The sequence below is a fragment of the Pseudomonas sp. P8_241 genome, assembly GCF_034008315.1.
Classification (GTDB): domain Bacteria; phylum Pseudomonadota; class Gammaproteobacteria; order Pseudomonadales; family Pseudomonadaceae; genus Aquipseudomonas.
Genome location: NZ_CP125377.1, coordinates 5,220,148 through 5,236,002, shown reverse-complemented (window position 1 = coordinate 5,236,002; position 15,855 = coordinate 5,220,148). Strand labels below are relative to the sequence as shown.

The 15,855-nt window shown below is 58.6% G+C and carries 16 protein-coding genes; 4 read left to right on the top strand and 12 right to left on the bottom strand.

Annotated elements, in window-relative coordinates:
* Nucleotides 1–59: 59 nt before the first annotated feature.
* The 4 genes from QMK58_RS23410 to QMK58_RS23395 form a co-directional block, all read right to left on the bottom strand.
* Nucleotides 60–1,013, bottom strand: coding sequence for a hypothetical protein (locus tag QMK58_RS23410; protein WP_053155484.1), 954 nt, complete (start codon nucleotides 1,011–1,013; stop codon nucleotides 60–62).
* Between the two features lie 17 nt (nucleotides 1,014–1,030).
* On the bottom strand, nucleotides 1,031–2,746 hold the full coding sequence (locus tag QMK58_RS23405; protein ID WP_053155486.1) for a proline--tRNA ligase: 1,716 nt from the start codon (nucleotides 2,744–2,746) through the stop codon (nucleotides 1,031–1,033).
* Nucleotides 2,747–2,889: 143 nt separating this feature from the next.
* On the bottom strand, nucleotides 2,890–4,449 hold the full coding sequence (locus tag QMK58_RS23400) for an AmpG family muropeptide MFS transporter (protein WP_053155488.1): 1,560 nt from the start codon (nucleotides 4,447–4,449) through the stop codon (nucleotides 2,890–2,892).
* A 44-nt stretch (nucleotides 4,450–4,493) separates the two neighbouring features.
* Complete coding sequence (locus QMK58_RS23395) at nucleotides 4,494–4,874, bottom strand: MGMT family protein (RefSeq protein WP_371259763.1); 381 nt, start codon at nucleotides 4,872–4,874, stop codon at nucleotides 4,494–4,496.
* 135 nt (nucleotides 4,875–5,009) lie between these two features.
* Between QMK58_RS23395 and QMK58_RS23390 the strand changes: the two genes are divergently transcribed.
* Complete coding sequence (locus QMK58_RS23390) at nucleotides 5,010–6,017, top strand: DUF481 domain-containing protein (protein WP_320395508.1); 1,008 nt, start codon at nucleotides 5,010–5,012, stop codon at nucleotides 6,015–6,017.
* Between the two features lie 162 nt (nucleotides 6,018–6,179).
* Here QMK58_RS23390 and QMK58_RS23385 read toward each other — a convergent pair whose 3' ends face one another.
* A complete protein-coding gene (locus QMK58_RS23385) occupies nucleotides 6,180–6,389 on the bottom strand; it encodes a cold-shock protein (RefSeq protein ID WP_002554837.1) in 210 nt (69 codons plus the stop codon).
* Nucleotides 6,390–6,741: 352 nt separating this feature from the next.
* Here QMK58_RS23385 and dcd point away from each other — a divergent pair, with 352 nt between their 5' ends.
* Nucleotides 6,742–7,308, top strand: a complete 567-nt coding sequence (gene dcd / locus QMK58_RS23380; RefSeq protein ID WP_007904652.1) for a dCTP deaminase — start codon at nucleotides 6,742–6,744, stop codon at nucleotides 7,306–7,308.
* 107 nt (nucleotides 7,309–7,415) lie between these two features.
* A complete protein-coding gene (locus QMK58_RS23375) occupies nucleotides 7,416–7,625 on the top strand; it encodes a hypothetical protein (RefSeq protein ID WP_320395507.1) in 210 nt (69 codons plus the stop codon).
* A gap of 71 nt (nucleotides 7,626–7,696) precedes the next feature.
* Here the strand turns inward: QMK58_RS23375 and pdeM are convergent, their stop codons facing one another.
* Both pdeM and QMK58_RS23365 read right to left on the bottom strand, forming a co-directional pair.
* Nucleotides 7,697–8,383 (bottom strand): ligase-associated DNA damage response endonuclease PdeM, encoded by a 687-nt coding sequence (pdeM, locus tag QMK58_RS23370; protein WP_053155495.1) that lies wholly within the window; start codon nucleotides 8,381–8,383, stop codon nucleotides 7,697–7,699.
* Nucleotides 8,380–10,869: a ligase-associated DNA damage response DEXH box helicase gene (locus QMK58_RS23365; protein WP_320395506.1), complete on the bottom strand. Its 2,490-nt coding sequence runs from the start codon at nucleotides 10,867–10,869 to the stop codon at nucleotides 8,380–8,382. Before QMK58_RS23365 ends, pdeM begins: the two co-directional genes overlap by 4 nt.
* Nucleotides 10,870–11,112: 243 nt before the next feature.
* Here QMK58_RS23365 and QMK58_RS23360 point away from each other — a divergent pair, with 243 nt between their 5' ends.
* Nucleotides 11,113–11,493 (top strand): hypothetical protein, encoded by a 381-nt coding sequence (locus QMK58_RS23360; RefSeq protein ID WP_156322303.1) that lies wholly within the window; start codon nucleotides 11,113–11,115, stop codon nucleotides 11,491–11,493.
* A 54-nt stretch (nucleotides 11,494–11,547) separates the two neighbouring features.
* Here QMK58_RS23360 and QMK58_RS23355 read toward each other — a convergent pair whose 3' ends face one another.
* From QMK58_RS23355 to QMK58_RS23335, 5 genes are read right to left on the bottom strand one after another with little or no spacing between them, the layout of a single operon-like run.
* Nucleotides 11,548–12,312, bottom strand: a complete 765-nt coding sequence (locus tag QMK58_RS23355) for an ABC transporter ATP-binding protein (protein ID WP_053155501.1) — start codon at nucleotides 12,310–12,312, stop codon at nucleotides 11,548–11,550.
* A gap of 13 nt (nucleotides 12,313–12,325) precedes the next feature.
* The gene (locus tag QMK58_RS23350) at nucleotides 12,326–13,444 is read right to left on the bottom strand and encodes a succinylglutamate desuccinylase/aspartoacylase family protein (protein WP_053155503.1); all 1,119 of its coding nucleotides are present in this window, start codon (nucleotides 13,442–13,444) and stop codon (nucleotides 12,326–12,328) included.
* A gap of 12 nt (nucleotides 13,445–13,456) precedes the next feature.
* Nucleotides 13,457–14,167, bottom strand: a complete 711-nt coding sequence (locus QMK58_RS23345) for an ABC transporter permease (protein ID WP_053155505.1) — start codon at nucleotides 14,165–14,167, stop codon at nucleotides 13,457–13,459.
* A complete protein-coding gene (locus tag QMK58_RS23340) occupies nucleotides 14,164–14,892 on the bottom strand; it encodes an ABC transporter permease (protein ID WP_053155507.1) in 729 nt (242 codons plus the stop codon). Before QMK58_RS23340 ends, QMK58_RS23345 begins: the two co-directional genes overlap by 4 nt.
* A gap of 56 nt (nucleotides 14,893–14,948) precedes the next feature.
* Nucleotides 14,949–15,731 (bottom strand): transporter substrate-binding domain-containing protein, encoded by a 783-nt coding sequence (locus QMK58_RS23335; RefSeq protein WP_053155509.1) that lies wholly within the window; start codon nucleotides 15,729–15,731, stop codon nucleotides 14,949–14,951.
* Between the last annotated feature and the right edge of the window lie 124 nt (nucleotides 15,732–15,855).

Genomic DNA, 15,855 nt, shown 5'->3' with positions numbered 1-15,855 from the left:
CCTACAGGGAAATGCATTCCAATGTAGGAGCTGCCGAAGGCTGCGATCTTTTTTGGCCTTTAGTTCGGCCGGGGGTTCGCCACCAGTCGCTTACCATCCTTGGCCAATGACTTCAGGAATTCATCCTGTAACTCCGGGTCATTGCGCGTCAGTTCAATCAGGCTCTGTTCCAGTTCGCTGGCTTCTTCTTCAAGGCCCAGCTCCGACAGGCGCTTGACCCGGTGTACCCATTGGCTCACTTCGTCGCCTTCAAGGTCGTCATAGATCAGCCCATGAGCTTCATACAGCTTGCTGCGCAAGGTGCTGCTGACGGCGAGCGAGGAGTCGGTGTGCACGTCGTCCTGGGCGTCTTCGACCTTGATCAGCAGTCGGCTCAGATGATTGATGTCATGTTCGGCAAAAGGACTGTCCAGCAAGTTCAAGCGCAGCACGCCGTTCTTGTCGGTACTCAGCTCGAAGGTTTCCTTGCCGGCCTTGACCTCGACCGGGCGTTCGCTCCACGGCAGGCTTGAGTATTCAGTGCGTTTATCGCGCTGGACCTCATCGATGCCCGCCAGATTTTGCTGGGCCCGACCGTGAGACTGCACGTTCATGAACGGGTTGAGACCGGCAAAACCGTAGCTGAGCCAGTCCTTGGTCACGCTGTCCGGCAGGTTGCCGAGGGTGAATACATTGACCACGTTGGCGCCGACACCCGCCACCACAGCCACCGCACCCAGCGGAATTTCGTAAACCTCCCGCCAGGGTTGGTAAGGCGTATAGCGATCGTAGTGTCGCGTAACTTCGAATTCGGTGACTTCGAAGGTCTTTTGCTCGTGGATCTTCACCCGCCGTTGCGGCAGCTCAAGCACCTTGGGCTCACCAACATCGATCTGCAGGCTGTGATCGAGCAATTTGCGCTCGACACGTTCCTCGTGCTCGCTGCGTTGTGACATGTGATTGGCACAGCCGCTGACCAGCAGGGCGCCGCACAGGGCGGCACCACCGAGGCCTAAGGTGTTTCGCTTGAACATGACGTCTCTATCTGGTTTCAGCGGCGGATACGGGCCTGAAGGAACGACAGCACGTCGGCGACCGGCAGCGCTTGCGCCTCGGCCTCGGTGCGGCTCTTGTATTCCAGGTTGCCTTCGGCGAGGCCGCGGTCACTGACCACGATCCGGTGCGGAATGCCGATCAGTTCCATGTCTGCGAACTTGATGCCCGGGCTGGTTTTTTTGTCGCGGTCGTCCAGCAGCACTTCGAAGCCGGCCGCGGTCAGTTCCGCGTACAGCTTGTCGGTAGCTTCGCGAACCTGTTCGGTTTCATAGCGCAACGGTACCAGGGCAATCTGGAATGGCGCGAGGGTATCGCTCCAGATGATCCCTTTTTCGTCGCTGTTCTGCTCGATGGCAGCCGCCACGACGCGGGACACGCCGATGCCGTAGCAACCCATTTCCAGGGTGACCGGCTTGCCGTTCTCGCCCAGCACTTCGCACTTCATCGCCTTGCTGTACTTGTTGCCCAGCTGGAAGATGTGCCCGACTTCGATGCCGCGCTTGATTTCCAGGGTGCCTTTGCCGTCAGGGCTTGGGTCGCCAGCGACGACATTACGCAGGTCGGCTACGGTCGGAACAGGCAAGTCGCGCTCCCAGTTCACGCCGAAGTAGTGCTTGTCGTCGATGTTGGCACCAATGCCGAAGTCGCTCATCAGTTCGACGGAACGGTCGATGATGATCGGCAGCGGCAGGTTCAACGGGCCGAGAGAGCCGGCACCGGCGCCGATGGCGTCGCGCAGTTCGCTTTCGGACGCCATGACCAGCGGGCTGGCAACGCCAGGCTGGTTGGCGGCCTTGATTTCGTTCAGCTCGTGGTCGCCACGGATGATCAGGGCAATCAGCTTGCCTGGCTCTTCAGCGTGAACCACGAGGGTCTTGATGGTTTTTTCGATCGGCAGGTTGAAGCCTTCGACCAGTTGCGCAATGGTCTTGGCGTTCGGGGTGTCGACCAGGCGTAGCTCTTCGCTCGGTGCTGCGCGGGAGGTTTCGCGAGGCACTGCTTCGGCTTTCTCGATGTTCGCCGCGTAGTCGGAACCGTTGCTGAAGACGATGTCGTCTTCGCCGGACTCGGCCAGTACGTGGAACTCGTGGGAACCGGCGCCGCCGATGGAACCGTTGTCGGCTTCTACAGGGCGGAACTTCAGGCCCAGGCGAGTGAACACGTTGCAGTACGCCTGGTGCATACGGTCGTAGGTGACCTGCAGCGAAGGCTGGTCAGCGTGGAACGAGTAGGCGTCCTTCATGATGAATTCGCGGCCGCGCATCAAGCCGAAGCGTGGGCGGATTTCGTCACGGAACTTGGTCTGGATCTGGTACAGGTTGATCGGCAGCTGCTTGTAGCTGCTCAATTCGTTGCGCATCAGATCGGTGATGACTTCTTCGTGGGTGGGGCCTGCACAGAAGTCGCGACCGTGGCGATCCTTGAAGCGCAGCAATTCCGGGCCGTACTCTTCCCAGCGACCGGATTCCTGCCACAGCTCAGCCGGTTGAGTGCTCGGCATCAACACTTCGAGAGAGCCGGCGGCGTTCATTTCTTCACGAACGACGGCTTCGACCTTGCGCATTACCCGCAGGCCCATCGGCAGCCAGGTGTACAGGCCCGAGGCGAGTTTGCGGATCATGCCGGCGCGCAGCATCAGCTGATGGCTGATCACGACCGCGTCTGAAGGCGTTTCTTTCTGTGTGGCGAGCAAAAATTGACTGGTGCGCATGGTTGGCCGTTATCGATTGCTGATGACGAGAAATGACGGAGCATTGTACGGGCGAGATCCGCTGGCGTACAGGCGTGCGGTCGGCGGTGTGGCGGCGGGTGGAATTCACGCCGCCCGCGGCAAAGGTTCCTGCAAAAAGCTTCTTATGATTCTTCCGCGACCTGGGTCGGTACCGGTTCCTGTTTGGGGGTCGGGCCTGCGCGGCGGTTCTCCTGGAACCAGTGCAAGGCGATCAGCAGCAGTGTCGGGACGCCCAGAAGAGCAGTGATCAGGAAGAAATTGTGGTAACCGAACTTTTCCACCATGACGCCCGAGTAACCGCCGATCAGGCGTGGCAGCAGGAGCATGATCGAGCTGAGCAGGGCGTACTGGGTGGCGGAGAACTTGAGGTTGGTCAGGCTCGACAGGTAGGCGACGAACGCCGAGGTGGCGAGGCCGGAGCTGAAGTTGTCCAGGGAGATGGTGAGGATCAGCATGTTCAGGTTGGCGCCCATGTCGGCGAGCATCAGGAACAGGATGTTAGTGCCCGCTGATGCGGCGCCGCCGATGAACAGGATCGGCAGAATACCGAATCGCACGATCAGCAGGCCACCCATGCCGGCGCCCACGAGGGTCATGATCAAGCCGAAGATTTTGCTGACGCTGGCGATCTGATCCTTGGTGAAACCCTGGTCGATGTAGAACACATTCGCCATGACGCCCATGACCGTATCGGACATCCGATAGGTGGCGATCAGTCCGAGCAGCAGCAGCGCTTGCCAACGGTAACGCAAAATGAAGTCGTTGATCGGTGTCAGCACTGGTGCCAGCCCGCGGCGGCCCATGGCTGACAGGCACAGGGCGGTGAGGGTGGTGTAGAGGATCGCCCGCAGGAATGCGCGGTCATCGAGCAGTAGGTCGAGCAAGCTCGATCCTTCAAACAACACGCTGGCAAAATCGGTGTTGTAGAGCTGGGTAAACATGGCCGGTACAGAGACCAGCAGCACGATCAGGACGAACACCGAGGCCAGTTGATGCACGAAGCTGTAGCGCCCCGCTTGCAGTTGTGTGCGCAGTGGCACTGGTGGTTCGCGCATGAAAAAGGAAGTGAGCAGCGCAGGAACCATCAGGGCGCCGAACAGCAGATACGTACCGGCCCAGGCCGAATGCTTGTAGTTGAAGCCGGTAGAGCCAAAGCCTTCGGCGAAGAATAAGGCGCCAGCCGTGGCCAGCAGGGCGGCTATCCGATACCCGGACATGTAACTGGCGGCCAGGGCAGCCTGGCGGCTGTCGTCGGCGATTTCCAGGCGGTAGGCATCTACCGCAATGTCTTGGGTCGCCGAAGCGAAAGCTACGACCACGGCAATGGCGATCAGCCAGGACAAGTGCTTTTGCGGGTCGCAGAAACCCATCCCGACCAGGCCGAGAATCACCAGCGCCTGTGACAGCACCAGCCAGGATCGTCGTCGACCGAGTTTGCCGAGCAATGGCAGGCGCCATTGGTCGAGCAACGGGGACCAGACCCATTTGAAGGCGTAGGCCAGTCCGATCAGGCTTGCGTAGCCAATGGTTTCGCGCGCCACACCGGCTTCACGCAACCAGACCGAAAGCGTCGAAAACACCAGCATGTAAGGCAGGCCGGCGGCGAAACCAAGCAGCAACAGCACGAGTGTCGATGGGCTGGCATAAGCGGCGAGCGCGGCGCGCCAGGTTTTACGGGGCATGGGCTGAAGTCTGCCTCAACAAATACGGAAACAAAGCGCGCACTCTAACCGCTGTGCTCTACCGGACGCCAGCCATGACGCTGAATATCAACACGATTATTCAGGACACTGACGCCTTCCATGCGTAGCCGAGCGCGCTGTTCGTCGCCCGAAGGGCTTCCGGCCGGCAGACTCAGGCGGCCACCTGCACCCAGCACGCGATGCCAAGGCAATTTGCTGTCGCCCGGCAATTGGCTGAGTGTGCGACCGACCCAGCGGGCGGCCCGGCCCAATCCCGCCAGTTCAGCCAATTGACCGTAGCTCACGACTTTGCCCGCGGGTACTTGCGCGAGGGTCAGGTACAGCGCCGCGCGTCGGATTTGCGCCGCACTTTCGGGTTCGTTGGTGGATTCGTTCACGATTGCAGCGTCCTGGAAAATGCACAGTACCGTTTGTAGAGTAAATCCTCGATTGCCAGTTGAGAAATGAACTCAATAGAAATCGTCGGGTCAGTCCTTGCTAGTGCCTTATTCCTGCGGATAATGCCGACTTTTTTCGCAATCCTGAGCCTTTATTTGCTTATGTTGTCCAGAACCCTGCTATGCCTCGCTGTCGTCAGTGCCTCCACGCCCTTGCTCGCTGATACCGTCTGGTTGAAAAACGGTGACAAGTTGAGCGGCAAAATCATTCTGTTCGATGGTGGCAAGCTGTTGGTTCAGACCGAGTATGCCGGAACGGTGCCGATTGACTGGAACAAGGTGAAAACCCTGGAGAGTGACCAACACCTGTTGGTCAAGCAGGATGCCTATACCGGGGAGGTGACCAAGTCGCTGCAGGCGGCGGGGGATGGCAAAGTGACCCTCGCCAACGGTGACGCGCCCAAAACCGTGGAGTTGGCGAGCATCCAGCAGATGCTCAAGCCCAGGCCGGTGGTCGAGGATCTGGTCTGGAAAGGCAACATTGATGCTGCTTTGGATTATCAGCGCGCCGATAAGGATACCGACGATTACGATATCGACTTCAAGACATCTGCGCGTCATGGCCGTTGGCGACATATAGCCGAAGGCGAGTACAACCGGGAATTCCAGGATGACGTGGTCACGACGGACAACTGGCGGGCCGAATATTCCCTTGACCGCTTCCTGACGGAGCAATGGTTCTGGCAGGGTCGTCTGGTCTACAAGCGTGACAAGGTTGAAGATCTTTCCCGCCAGCGCACGGTCGGTACGGGTCCCGGTTATCAGTTCTGGGATAACGAACTGGGCGCGTTCTCCCTGGGTTCGCTGGTCAACCGCACGGACTATGAGTTCGCCGATGGCAGCAAGGAAAACTTCTATTCCGTGGCCATGAAGTGGGATTACAACCGCTACCTGGTGGGCAAGAAAGTTGAGTTCTTCACTAATGGTGAGGTGGGCAAGCCGCTGACGGACGTGGCTGATTACGCATTGGACTCAGAGATAGGCCTGCGCTACAAGGTGACGGACTGGGCTTCGCTCAATCTGAAGGCTGAGCGCAATATCATCAGCGGTACCGACGATGCGGATCTGGATAAGACTCGATACACCGCAGGGTTTGGCGTGACCTGGTAAACGCCAGAAGAAAAGATCGCAGCCTTCGCCAGCTCCTACAGTTTTACACGAGACTCTGTAGGGGCTGGCGAAGGCTGCGATCTTTTTTGTGCGGGTAAAAAACAATCGCCCACAAAAAAGCCCCGCTGTTGAGGCGGGGCTTTTTACTAAAGCAAGTACAAGTTAGATAACTTGAACTTCTTCAGCTTGCATGCCTTTCTGACCGCGGGTAGCGATGAAAGAAACCTGTTGGCCTTCTTTCAGGCTTTTGAAGCCGTCGGATTGGATAGCTTTGAAGTGAACGAACAGGTCGTCACCGGATTGTGGGGTGATGAAGCCGAAGCCTTTTTCATCGTTGAACCACTTAACGGTACCGGTTTGGCGATTAGACATGGTGTAACTCCTTGAACAAAGATAACTGCGACTCAGGAAGAACCCTGGCCGAGACTGAGTGCAAAGAGCAGGAAAAATTCTTGTAGATGGTTGGATCGAAATTCAACATATCGTGTAGAGATTCTCAGTGACACAAGCAGCACAGTGGCGCCACCTTAACCCTTTTTCCGGAACGTGCCAATGCTTCTTGCGAAGGTTTCTCTGTTTTAGTGACTGACGGTGCGGCGAATTGCCCCGAAGGTCCATTAATCCGGGAGGATCGCGAGAATTGCGACAGGCGCTTTGAACCCGACGGCGCGCCCCGGTAAGATGCCGGACAGATTTTCTCCACCTCGCTATTCAGGACACCGCCATGAGCATCAAATCGGACAAGTGGATTCGCCGCATGGCGCAAGAGCACGGCATGATCGAACCTTTCGTCGAGCGCCAGGTGCGCGGCAGCGACGATAGCCGTGTGATCTCCTACGGCGTGTCGAGCTACGGCTACGATGTGCGTTGCACCAATCATTTCAAGGTGTTCACCAACATCAATTCGGCCATCGTTGACCCGAAAAACTTCGATGCCGGCAGCTTCGTCGACATCCACAGCGATGTTTGCATCATTCCGCCGAACTCCTTCGCCCTGGCCAGCACCGTTGAATACTTCCGCATTCCGCGCAATGTATTGACCATTTGCCTGGGTAAAAGCACCTACGCGCGCTGCGGCATCATCGTCAATGTCACGCCGCTTGAGCCGGAGTGGGAAGGTCACGTGACCCTGGAATTTTCCAACACCACCAACCTGCCGGCGAAGATCTACGCCAACGAAGGCGTGGCGCAGATGCTGTTCCTTGAGTCTGACGAAGAATGTGAAGTGTCCTACAAGGACCGTGGCGGCAAGTATCAGGGGCAGCGTGGCGTGACCCTGCCGCGGACCTGAGTCAGCCGTCTGACAATCCGTGGGAATTCTTGAGCGAGCGTACACTCTATGGGGTGTACTGCTCCGGTCCGCGCAAGGCGGACCGGGCCATCGCTCAGGAGTGCATTATGAAGATCGACCCGCGAATCAGTGCCGAACTGGCAAGGCTTGAGCCCAATCAGGTTGGCGTTATGGCTTGGTCCTTGCTGGCTCACCCGCCCATTAGCATGAACGGCGGTATCCCTGGTCAGCCTGATCCCGATACCCCCAACGAACAACCCACCGAACCAGGCGAGCCCACGCTGCCGGACGAGCCACCGCCCGCGCCTGTTGTCTGACAGGGTTATGCAGGAGCGAACCTGTGCCGCACGGCGCTCCGATGATGAATTGAATGGCAACGCGTCTTCATTCACGTTTTTCGCGAGCAAGCTCGCTCCTGCAAAATGACAGGCCAGATTTCATTGGCGCCAATGACGAAGATCCTGCTGTCGTCGTCCTGCTCGACCTGATAGCCGCCGGTAAATGCACCGAAGGCAGGTAACAGGCTGACCTCGACACCGAGTCTGAAGCACGCGAGCCGCAGGCTTTGCCGACCTCGACCATTGAGCCGATAAACCGGGTGTACATGGCCGGCCAACACATGGCGGTCCGGGTGCGGGATCGGTTCATGCTGCAGCGAGAAAGGCCCGAGCAACATGGGCTCGGGTATCACACGAATGTTCAGCGAGGCGGGTGGATCGCCTGCGCGTTTATCGTGGTTGCCACGTATCAGGGTCATGGGTAAGTCAGCCTGTCGTGCTCGCCATTGGGCCAATGCTTCAAGCGTGGCTGTTGCATGGGAACCTGGCCCGTGGAGAAAGTCGCCGAGGAAAATCAGCTGCCGGCAGGGCAGGGCCTCCAGTATTGCATCCAGCACCGCAATGTTTTGCGATGTGGTGCCTCGAGGCACCGGTTGGCCGAGCCTTCGGTACGCAGCCGCTTTGCCAAAATGCACGTCGGCAATCAATAGCGTCTGCCGTTCCGGCCAGTAAATCGCCCTTTCCGGCAACAACCAGAGTTCTTCACCTGCGAGTTGAACCGGATAGGGCGTGCTCATCGGACTTCCCCCGATTCGGCGGTTTTTTCCAGATCGCTGACCATGCGCCTGATCCGGTCGGCGAGTTTTTCCGAACTCATGCTTTCGCGCATGCGCTCCACCAGCAATGGGAACCCCAGGGGCGTAGGACGTTTGATCGAGTGCAGGTCGAGCCGCAATCGATTGATATGCTCCAGCGTCCTCTCCAGACGCCTGATATCCAGTTCCTCACGCAAGACTTCTTCCCCGGCTTGAGCCAGTAATAGATTCTGCGCGTCGTATTGTTTGAACACTTCAAAGAACAAGCCGCTCGAAGCCTGAACCTGGCGAGTGCTTTTGGGGGCACCCGGGTACCCTGCGAACACCAGTCCGGCAATTCTCGCGATTTCCCGAAAGCGGCGTAACGCCAACTCACCTGCATTGAGGCTGGCGAGCACGTCATCGAGCAAATGTGCAGGGCTAAACAAATCACGATTCAGCTGTGCGGGCCAATTCACATAAGTCGCGCTCAGCAACTCCAGCCCGTAATCATTGACGGCGATGGAAAATGTCACCGATTGCCGCTGGCTGACTCGCCACGCCAACAGGCTCGCCAACCCCAAATGCACCTGACGGCCAGCGAAGGGATAAAGGAAAAGATGCCAGCCTTCGCGAGATTTCAGCGTTTCGGCCAGCAGACTGTGTTCGGTTGGCAATCCGGACCAACGTTGTTGCACGGCTATCAGCGGTCGCAATGCCCGCATTTCCGGGCCGGTAAATGTGCCTTGTGCCGCAGCGCTGAACCGCGCAACCACGGCATTGGCCAGCTCGTTGGAAAGAGGCATGCGCCCACCATTCCAGCGGGGCACAGCGGCTTTTTTCAGTGTGCTGCGCTTGACGTATGCAGTCATGTTTTCCACCCGGACCAGCTCCAGCAAACGACCTGCGAACAGAAAGCCGTCGCCGGGCTTGAGGCGTGCGATAAAGCCTTCTTCGACACTGCCCAGTTGCTTGCCACCGCCACCCTTGCTCCAGAATTTCAATTGAATGCTTGCATCACTGACGATGGTGCCGATGCTCATGCGATGACGGCGGGCCAGTCGCGCATCAGGTACACGCCAAACGCCCTGTTCGTCGGGTTCGACACGGCGGTAATCCGGATAGGCCGTCAGAGAAAGCCCGCCGTGGCGTACGAAAGCCAATGCCCACGTCCAGTCCGCCGGACTGAGGTCGCGATAGGCCCAGGCTCCACGTACTTCTTCGTACAGCTCATCGGGATCAAATCCCCCTCCCAATGCCATGCTGACCAAATGTTGAACCAATACATCCAGAGGTTTATCGGGAGACTCTCGCGGTTCGATGCGACGTTGCGCCACCGCATCCTGAGCGGCAGCGGCTTCGATCAGTTCAAGATTATGGGTCGGTACCAGTGTGACTCGCGACACGCGCCCTGGCGCATGACCGGAACGGCCGGCACGCTGCATCAGGCGCGCCACGCCTTTTGCCGAACCAATTTGCAGCACCCGCTCCACCGGCAGGAAATCCACACCCAGATCCAGGCTGGACGTGCAGACGACCACTTTGAGGCGCCCCTCCTTGAGTGCCCGCTCAACCCAGTTACGGGTTTCACGGGACAACGAACTGTGATGCAGCGCAATCAACCCTGCCCATTTCGGTCTGGCATCGAGCAAGGCCTGGTACCAGATTTCCGATTGGGCGCGTGTATTGGTGAATACGAGGCTGCTGGCGCTGCAGTCCAATTGCGCCGCGACCTGCGGCAACATCTTCAGCCCGATGTGTCCGGCCCACGGGAACCGCTCGCTCGTGGGAGGCAGCAACGTGTCGATCAGCAGTTTTTTACCGGTCTGACCCTGAATGCTGATGCCTCGTCCCTGTGGGATCAAGACCTGTTCGGCATGAACCTGATTGCCCAGCGTTGCGGAAACACCCCAGACGATCAGCTCGGGGTGCCAGCGGCGTAAACGCGCCAGAGCCAGTTGCAATTGCACGCCGCGCTTGTTGCCGAGCAATTCGTGCCATTCGTCGACCACCACCATGCGCAAGGTTGAGAGTGCTGATTGCGCATCGGCTCGGGCAAGCATCAGGGTGAGGCTTTCCGGCGTGGTAATCAGCGTGGTAGGCAGGCGCCGAGTCTGGCGTGCCCGTTCGCTATTGCTGGTATCGCCCGTGCGCAGGCCGACGCTCCACGGAATCTGCAAGTCGAGCAGCGGCGCTTCCAGGGCTCGGGCGGTGTCAGCGGCGAGGGCGCGCATCGGGGTGATCCACAGCACGGTCAAGGGGGCGCTGGCAGGATTGCGCTTGCGTGTCGTTTCAGCAGGCGGGAGGGGGCGGGCAAATCGATTGAGCGCGCCAAACCAGATCGCATAGGTCTTGCCGGCTCCGGTGCTGGCGTGCAGCAATCCGCAGTGGCCTTTTTCGACGGCTGTCCAAACCTGTTTCTGAAAAGCGAACGGAATCCAGCCGCGAGTGGTGAACCAGCGTTTTGCAAAGTCGGCGGGCGTTCCCATTCGGACGACAGGCTCTGATAGGCTCCTTTCAATGACCACAGTGCAATGCCGAAGGTTTAATCAAACGCGAGTCACGAACGTCCGACTCCAACCCGGTGTATTTCATATTCGGAAAAAACTGTGTCAGTTATTGACACCTATGGACGGACGAGCCGTGTTTTTATCGCACCCTTGCACGGCCGAGGCCTCATTGAAGGGGCTTTTGGGCAGCATTTATTCCATAAACTTGAAAGGAAAATTCGGATGGCTTTGAATCGAGCAGGAAGCTTGAGTGCGGATATAAAGACAACTGGCGGGGTTCTGGAGTTTCGAGTGACAGACGGGCTCGAATACTTTGAGCGGTCGGGCCTGCACTGCATTATTGCCAGCAATGGTCAGGGAAAAGAGTTTTACGTTTATTTGCCGTTGGCTATTGCGAGCGGCCGTTACAGTTTGGGGCTCAGTGAGCGGTCACCGATGATCTTCCACGTGACGGGTAATTCCGAATCGGATGTTCATCGAGGCTCGCTTGAACTGACGGTCGGGGGCGATGCACAGTTTGCCGGAAGCTTCAGCGGGATGGATGCAGATGGGCTGGAGGTGGAAAACGGCACCTTCAGGCTGGAATACCACGCCCTCGCCTGATCCGAGTCGAACGGGGTAGCCGGACTGGCGGGCTACCCTCCGATCCGTCTGTGGTTATTTCAGGTTGCCACTGAGGAACTGCTTCAACCGCTCACTCTTCGGATTGCCCAGCACGTCTTCCGGCGCGCCCTCTTCCTCCACCAGCCCCTGATGCAGAAACAGCACCTGGCTCGATACTTTACGGGCGAAGCTCATTTCGTGGGTCACCATGATCATGGTTCGGCCTTCTTCGGCCAGCCCCTGAATCACCTTCAGCACTTCACCCACCAGCTCCGGATCCAGCGCTGAGGTCGGTTCGTCAAACAGCATGACCTCCGGCTCCATGGCCAATGCGCGGGCGATGGCGACCCGCTGCTGCTGACCGCCGGACAGGAATGCCGGGTATTGGTCAGCCACGCGGGAGGCCAGGCCTACCTTGTCGAGGTACCGCCGGGCGCGATCCTCCGCTTCTTTCTTGTCGCAGCCCAGCACCCGGCGCGGGGCCATGGTGATGTTTTCCAGCACCGTCATGTGGCTCCACAGGTTGAAATGCTGAAACACCATGGCCAGCCGGGTGCGGATCCGTTGCAGTTCATCGGCGTCAGCCACATGCATGCCGTGGCGATCCTTGATCATGCGCACGTTCTGTCCGTCGAGGCTCATGGCGCCCTCGTTGGGTTGTTCCAGAAAGTTGATGCAGCGCAAAAAGGTGCTTTTGCCCGAACCGCTGGCGCCGATCAGGCTGATGACGTCGCCGGTCTTGGCCTTGAGCGAAACACCTTTGAGGACTTCATGATCGCCGTAGCTTTTATGCAGGCCTTCGATGGTCAATTTGTACATGGGGCATGCATCCTCAAGGCGAAAGTAAGTAGCCGCTGCGATAGGCTTCAGCGCCTGCGACATGGGCGATCACCATGCCGGCGGTGGCCATGCGGCGCAGCGAGCGGGCGTACATCAGCCCGGTGGCGGAGCAATGAACGGGAGTGACCCGATCATTGATCGGGTCAATGATTTCGGCGATCAATTGCCCTGCTTTCAGGTATTCACCCGGCAGCGCAGTGAACACCAGCAGTCCACCCACGGGGGTGGCCACCGGCTCGACACCGGCCAGCGGCGTTGCCGGATAAGGCAGTCCGGGCAAGGGCGCGGGCTCACCGGCAATGGCGCCAAAATGGACCAGGTAGTCGATCAATGCCTGGCAATCGAGGCTGGCCAGCGGATGATTGACGTCACCCTGGCCGCGCAGTTCGACGGTCACCGAAAAGCTGCCCGCCGGGATCTCGAACTGCTCGCCGAAGCGCTCTTGTAACTGCCACCAGAGCAGGGTGAAACATTCGTCGAACGACTGGCCCCCGGAATCGGTGGCCAACAAGCTGGCTTCAGCCCCGATGTAGCGGGCCAGCGGCTCGACCTGCGGCCAGGCTTGCGGCGTGGTGTACAGGTGCGCCACCGCTTCGAAATCGCAATGCAGGTCCAGCACCATATCGGCATCGCAGGCCAGTCGTTGGAGGGTCAGACGCTGGGATTGAAGTTGGGTTTCGGCGGTCTGCCGGGTCAGCGCATCGCGCAGGCTGCTGCGGATCAGTTGCAGGTTGTGCTGTGGATCGTCGCTGAGTTTGCCCTCGATCTCGTTGCCGACTTCTTCACTGAGGTCGACAAACCAGCGGTTGAAGTTCTGACCGCTTTCCAACTCGTAGCGGCCGAGCGGCACATCCATCAGCACCTGTTCCAGCCCGACCGGATTGGCGATGGGTACCAGCACGATTTCACTGCGCAGGCGGCCGGCGGCTTCCAGCTCTGCCAGGCGTTGCTTGAGGTGCCAGGCGACCAGCATGCCGGGCATCTCGTCGGCGTGAAGGGACGCCTGGATGTAGATCTTGCGGTTGCTCGGTTGCGGGCCGAAGTGGAAGCTGTGGATCTGTCGTGCGGTCCCCGGTAGCGGGGCCAGCAGGTCATGAATCTGGTGGCGCATTTGTAGATTGTCCTAGTGGGTCGGCCCGAGGAAGGCCAGCCAGCGGCGTTCGGCGAGACGAAACAGGCCGACCAGCGCGAAGGTGATGGTCAGGTAGATCAGCGCAGCGATACCGAACGACTGGAAGGTCAGGAATGTCGCTGAGTTGGCGTCCCGAGCCACTTTGAGCACGTCGGGGATCGTCGCGGTGAAGGCCACGGTGGTCGAGTGCAGCATCAGGATCACTTCGTTGCTGTAGTACGGCAGCGAGCGACGCAGGGCTGAGGGCATGATCACGTAGGCATACAGCTTCCAGCCAGTCAGACCATACGCCTTGGCAGCTTCGACTTCACCATGGTTCATGCTGCGAATGGCCCCGGCGAAAATCTCCGTGGTGTAGGCGCAGGTGTTGAGGGCGAAGGCCAGTATCGTGCAATTCATCGCATCGCGAAAAAACGCATCGAGTACCGGCTGTGCGCGAATCGCCGCCAGGCTGTAGATCCCGGTGTAGCAGATCAACAGCTGGATATACAAAGGCGTACCACGGAACAGGTAGGTGTAGAACTGCACAGGCCAGCGGATGTAGCGGTGCGGCGACACTCGCGCGATGGACAGCGGGATCGACACCAGAAAGCCAATGAAAATCGATGCGCTCAGGAGCCACATCGTCATGGCCAGACCGGTGATGTTGTTACCGTCGCTATATAGGAAGGGGCGCCAGTATTCCTGAAGAAGCTCGATCATCGTACGGCCTCCCGGGTTCCGGCGGAGTAGCGACGTTCAAGCCAGCGCAGGATGAAGTTCGAGGCGCTGGTGATCAATAGATAGATCAGTGCGGCAAGCACCAGGAAATAAAACAGCTGGTAGGTGCTTTTGCCCGCGTCCTGTGCAGCTTTGACCAGATCGGCCAGACCGATGATCGATACCAGCGCAGTGGCCTTGAGCATCACCATCCAGTTGTTGCCGATGCCCGGCAGGGCGAAACGCATCATCTGCGGGAAGACCACGATCCAGAATCGCTGGCCGCGCTTGAGGCCGTAGGCTGTGGCGGCTTCGACCTGGCCCCGCGGGACGGCAAGGATTGCGCCGCGAAACGTTTCGGTGAAGTAGGCGCCGTAGATAAAGCCCAGGGTGATGACCCCGGCGCTGAACGGGTTGATCTCGATGTATTCCCATTCCATGTAGTCGGTGAACGAGGTCAGCCAGGTTTGCAGGCTGTAGAAGATCAGCAGCATCAGGACCAGGTCCGGTACGCCGCGAATCAGCGTGGTGTAGCACTGGGCAGGCAGGCGCAGCAATTTGACTTTCGACAGTTTGGCACTGGCGCCCAACAGGCCGAGCAATACGGCCACCAGCAGCGACATCGCCGACAATTTGATGGTCATCCAGGTGCCTTCCAACAGCAATGGACCGAAGCCCTGGAGGCTGAAGGCGGAGAGCCCCAGATTTTGTAAGAGGTTTTCGAACATAAATCAGCAACCTGATCGGATGAAAAAAGCGCCCATCGCGAGATGGGCGCCGGGCATTACTTGCCGCTGTACAGATTCAGATCGCCAAAGTGTTTCTTCTGAATGGTGGCGTAGGTGCCATCATCGTGTAACGCTTTGATACCTTTATCCAAAAGTGCTTTCAGCTCGGTGTTACCTTTCTTAATACCAACGGCAGTTTTGGCAGGCAGCAGTTCGCTGTCGACGGGCTGGGTGATTTCGTAGTCAGCGCCTTTAGGCGACTTCAAAAAGCCCAGTTCGGCTTGCAGCATGTCCTGGATCCCGGCGTCGAGACGGCCGGACGTCAGGTCGGAATACACCTGGTCCTGGTTCTGATAGGCCTGGGTTTTCACCCCAGCCTTGTCGAGAACGGCTTTGGCGTAGGCTTCCTGGATGGTGCCTTGTTCATAGCCGACCGTCTTGCCCTTCAGCGACGCGACGTCGGCGGTGATGCCCGAACCTTTCTTGGCCACGTAGGCGGTTGGGCCGGAGAACAGCTCGCTGGAGAAGTCGATGACTTTTTCGCGGGCCGGGGTCACGGTCATCGACGAGATCACACCGTCGAATTTGTTGGCTTTGAGGCCCGGAATCATGCCGTCAAAATCGCTTTCAACCCATTTGCACTTGACCTTCAACTCGGCGCAGATTGCGTTCCCCAGATCGACGTCGAAGCCGACCAGGTTGCCGTCGGCCGCTTTCGACTCGAACGGTGCGTACGAAGGGTCAACGCCGAAACGCAATTCCTTGTATTCCTTCGCCAGGGCGGAGCCCGCAGCCACGCACAACGCCAGTGCAGAAAGGGTCAGCATTGCTTTTTTCATTATTCAATCCCTAAAACCAATATGAGCGCTTGTGGCGCAGAATTATTGTTACTGGAAAGCGTAAGACGTTAGAAAGTAGCAATTTCCGAACCAGAGTGGCGAACAAGCGTTTTAAAAGGTGCTC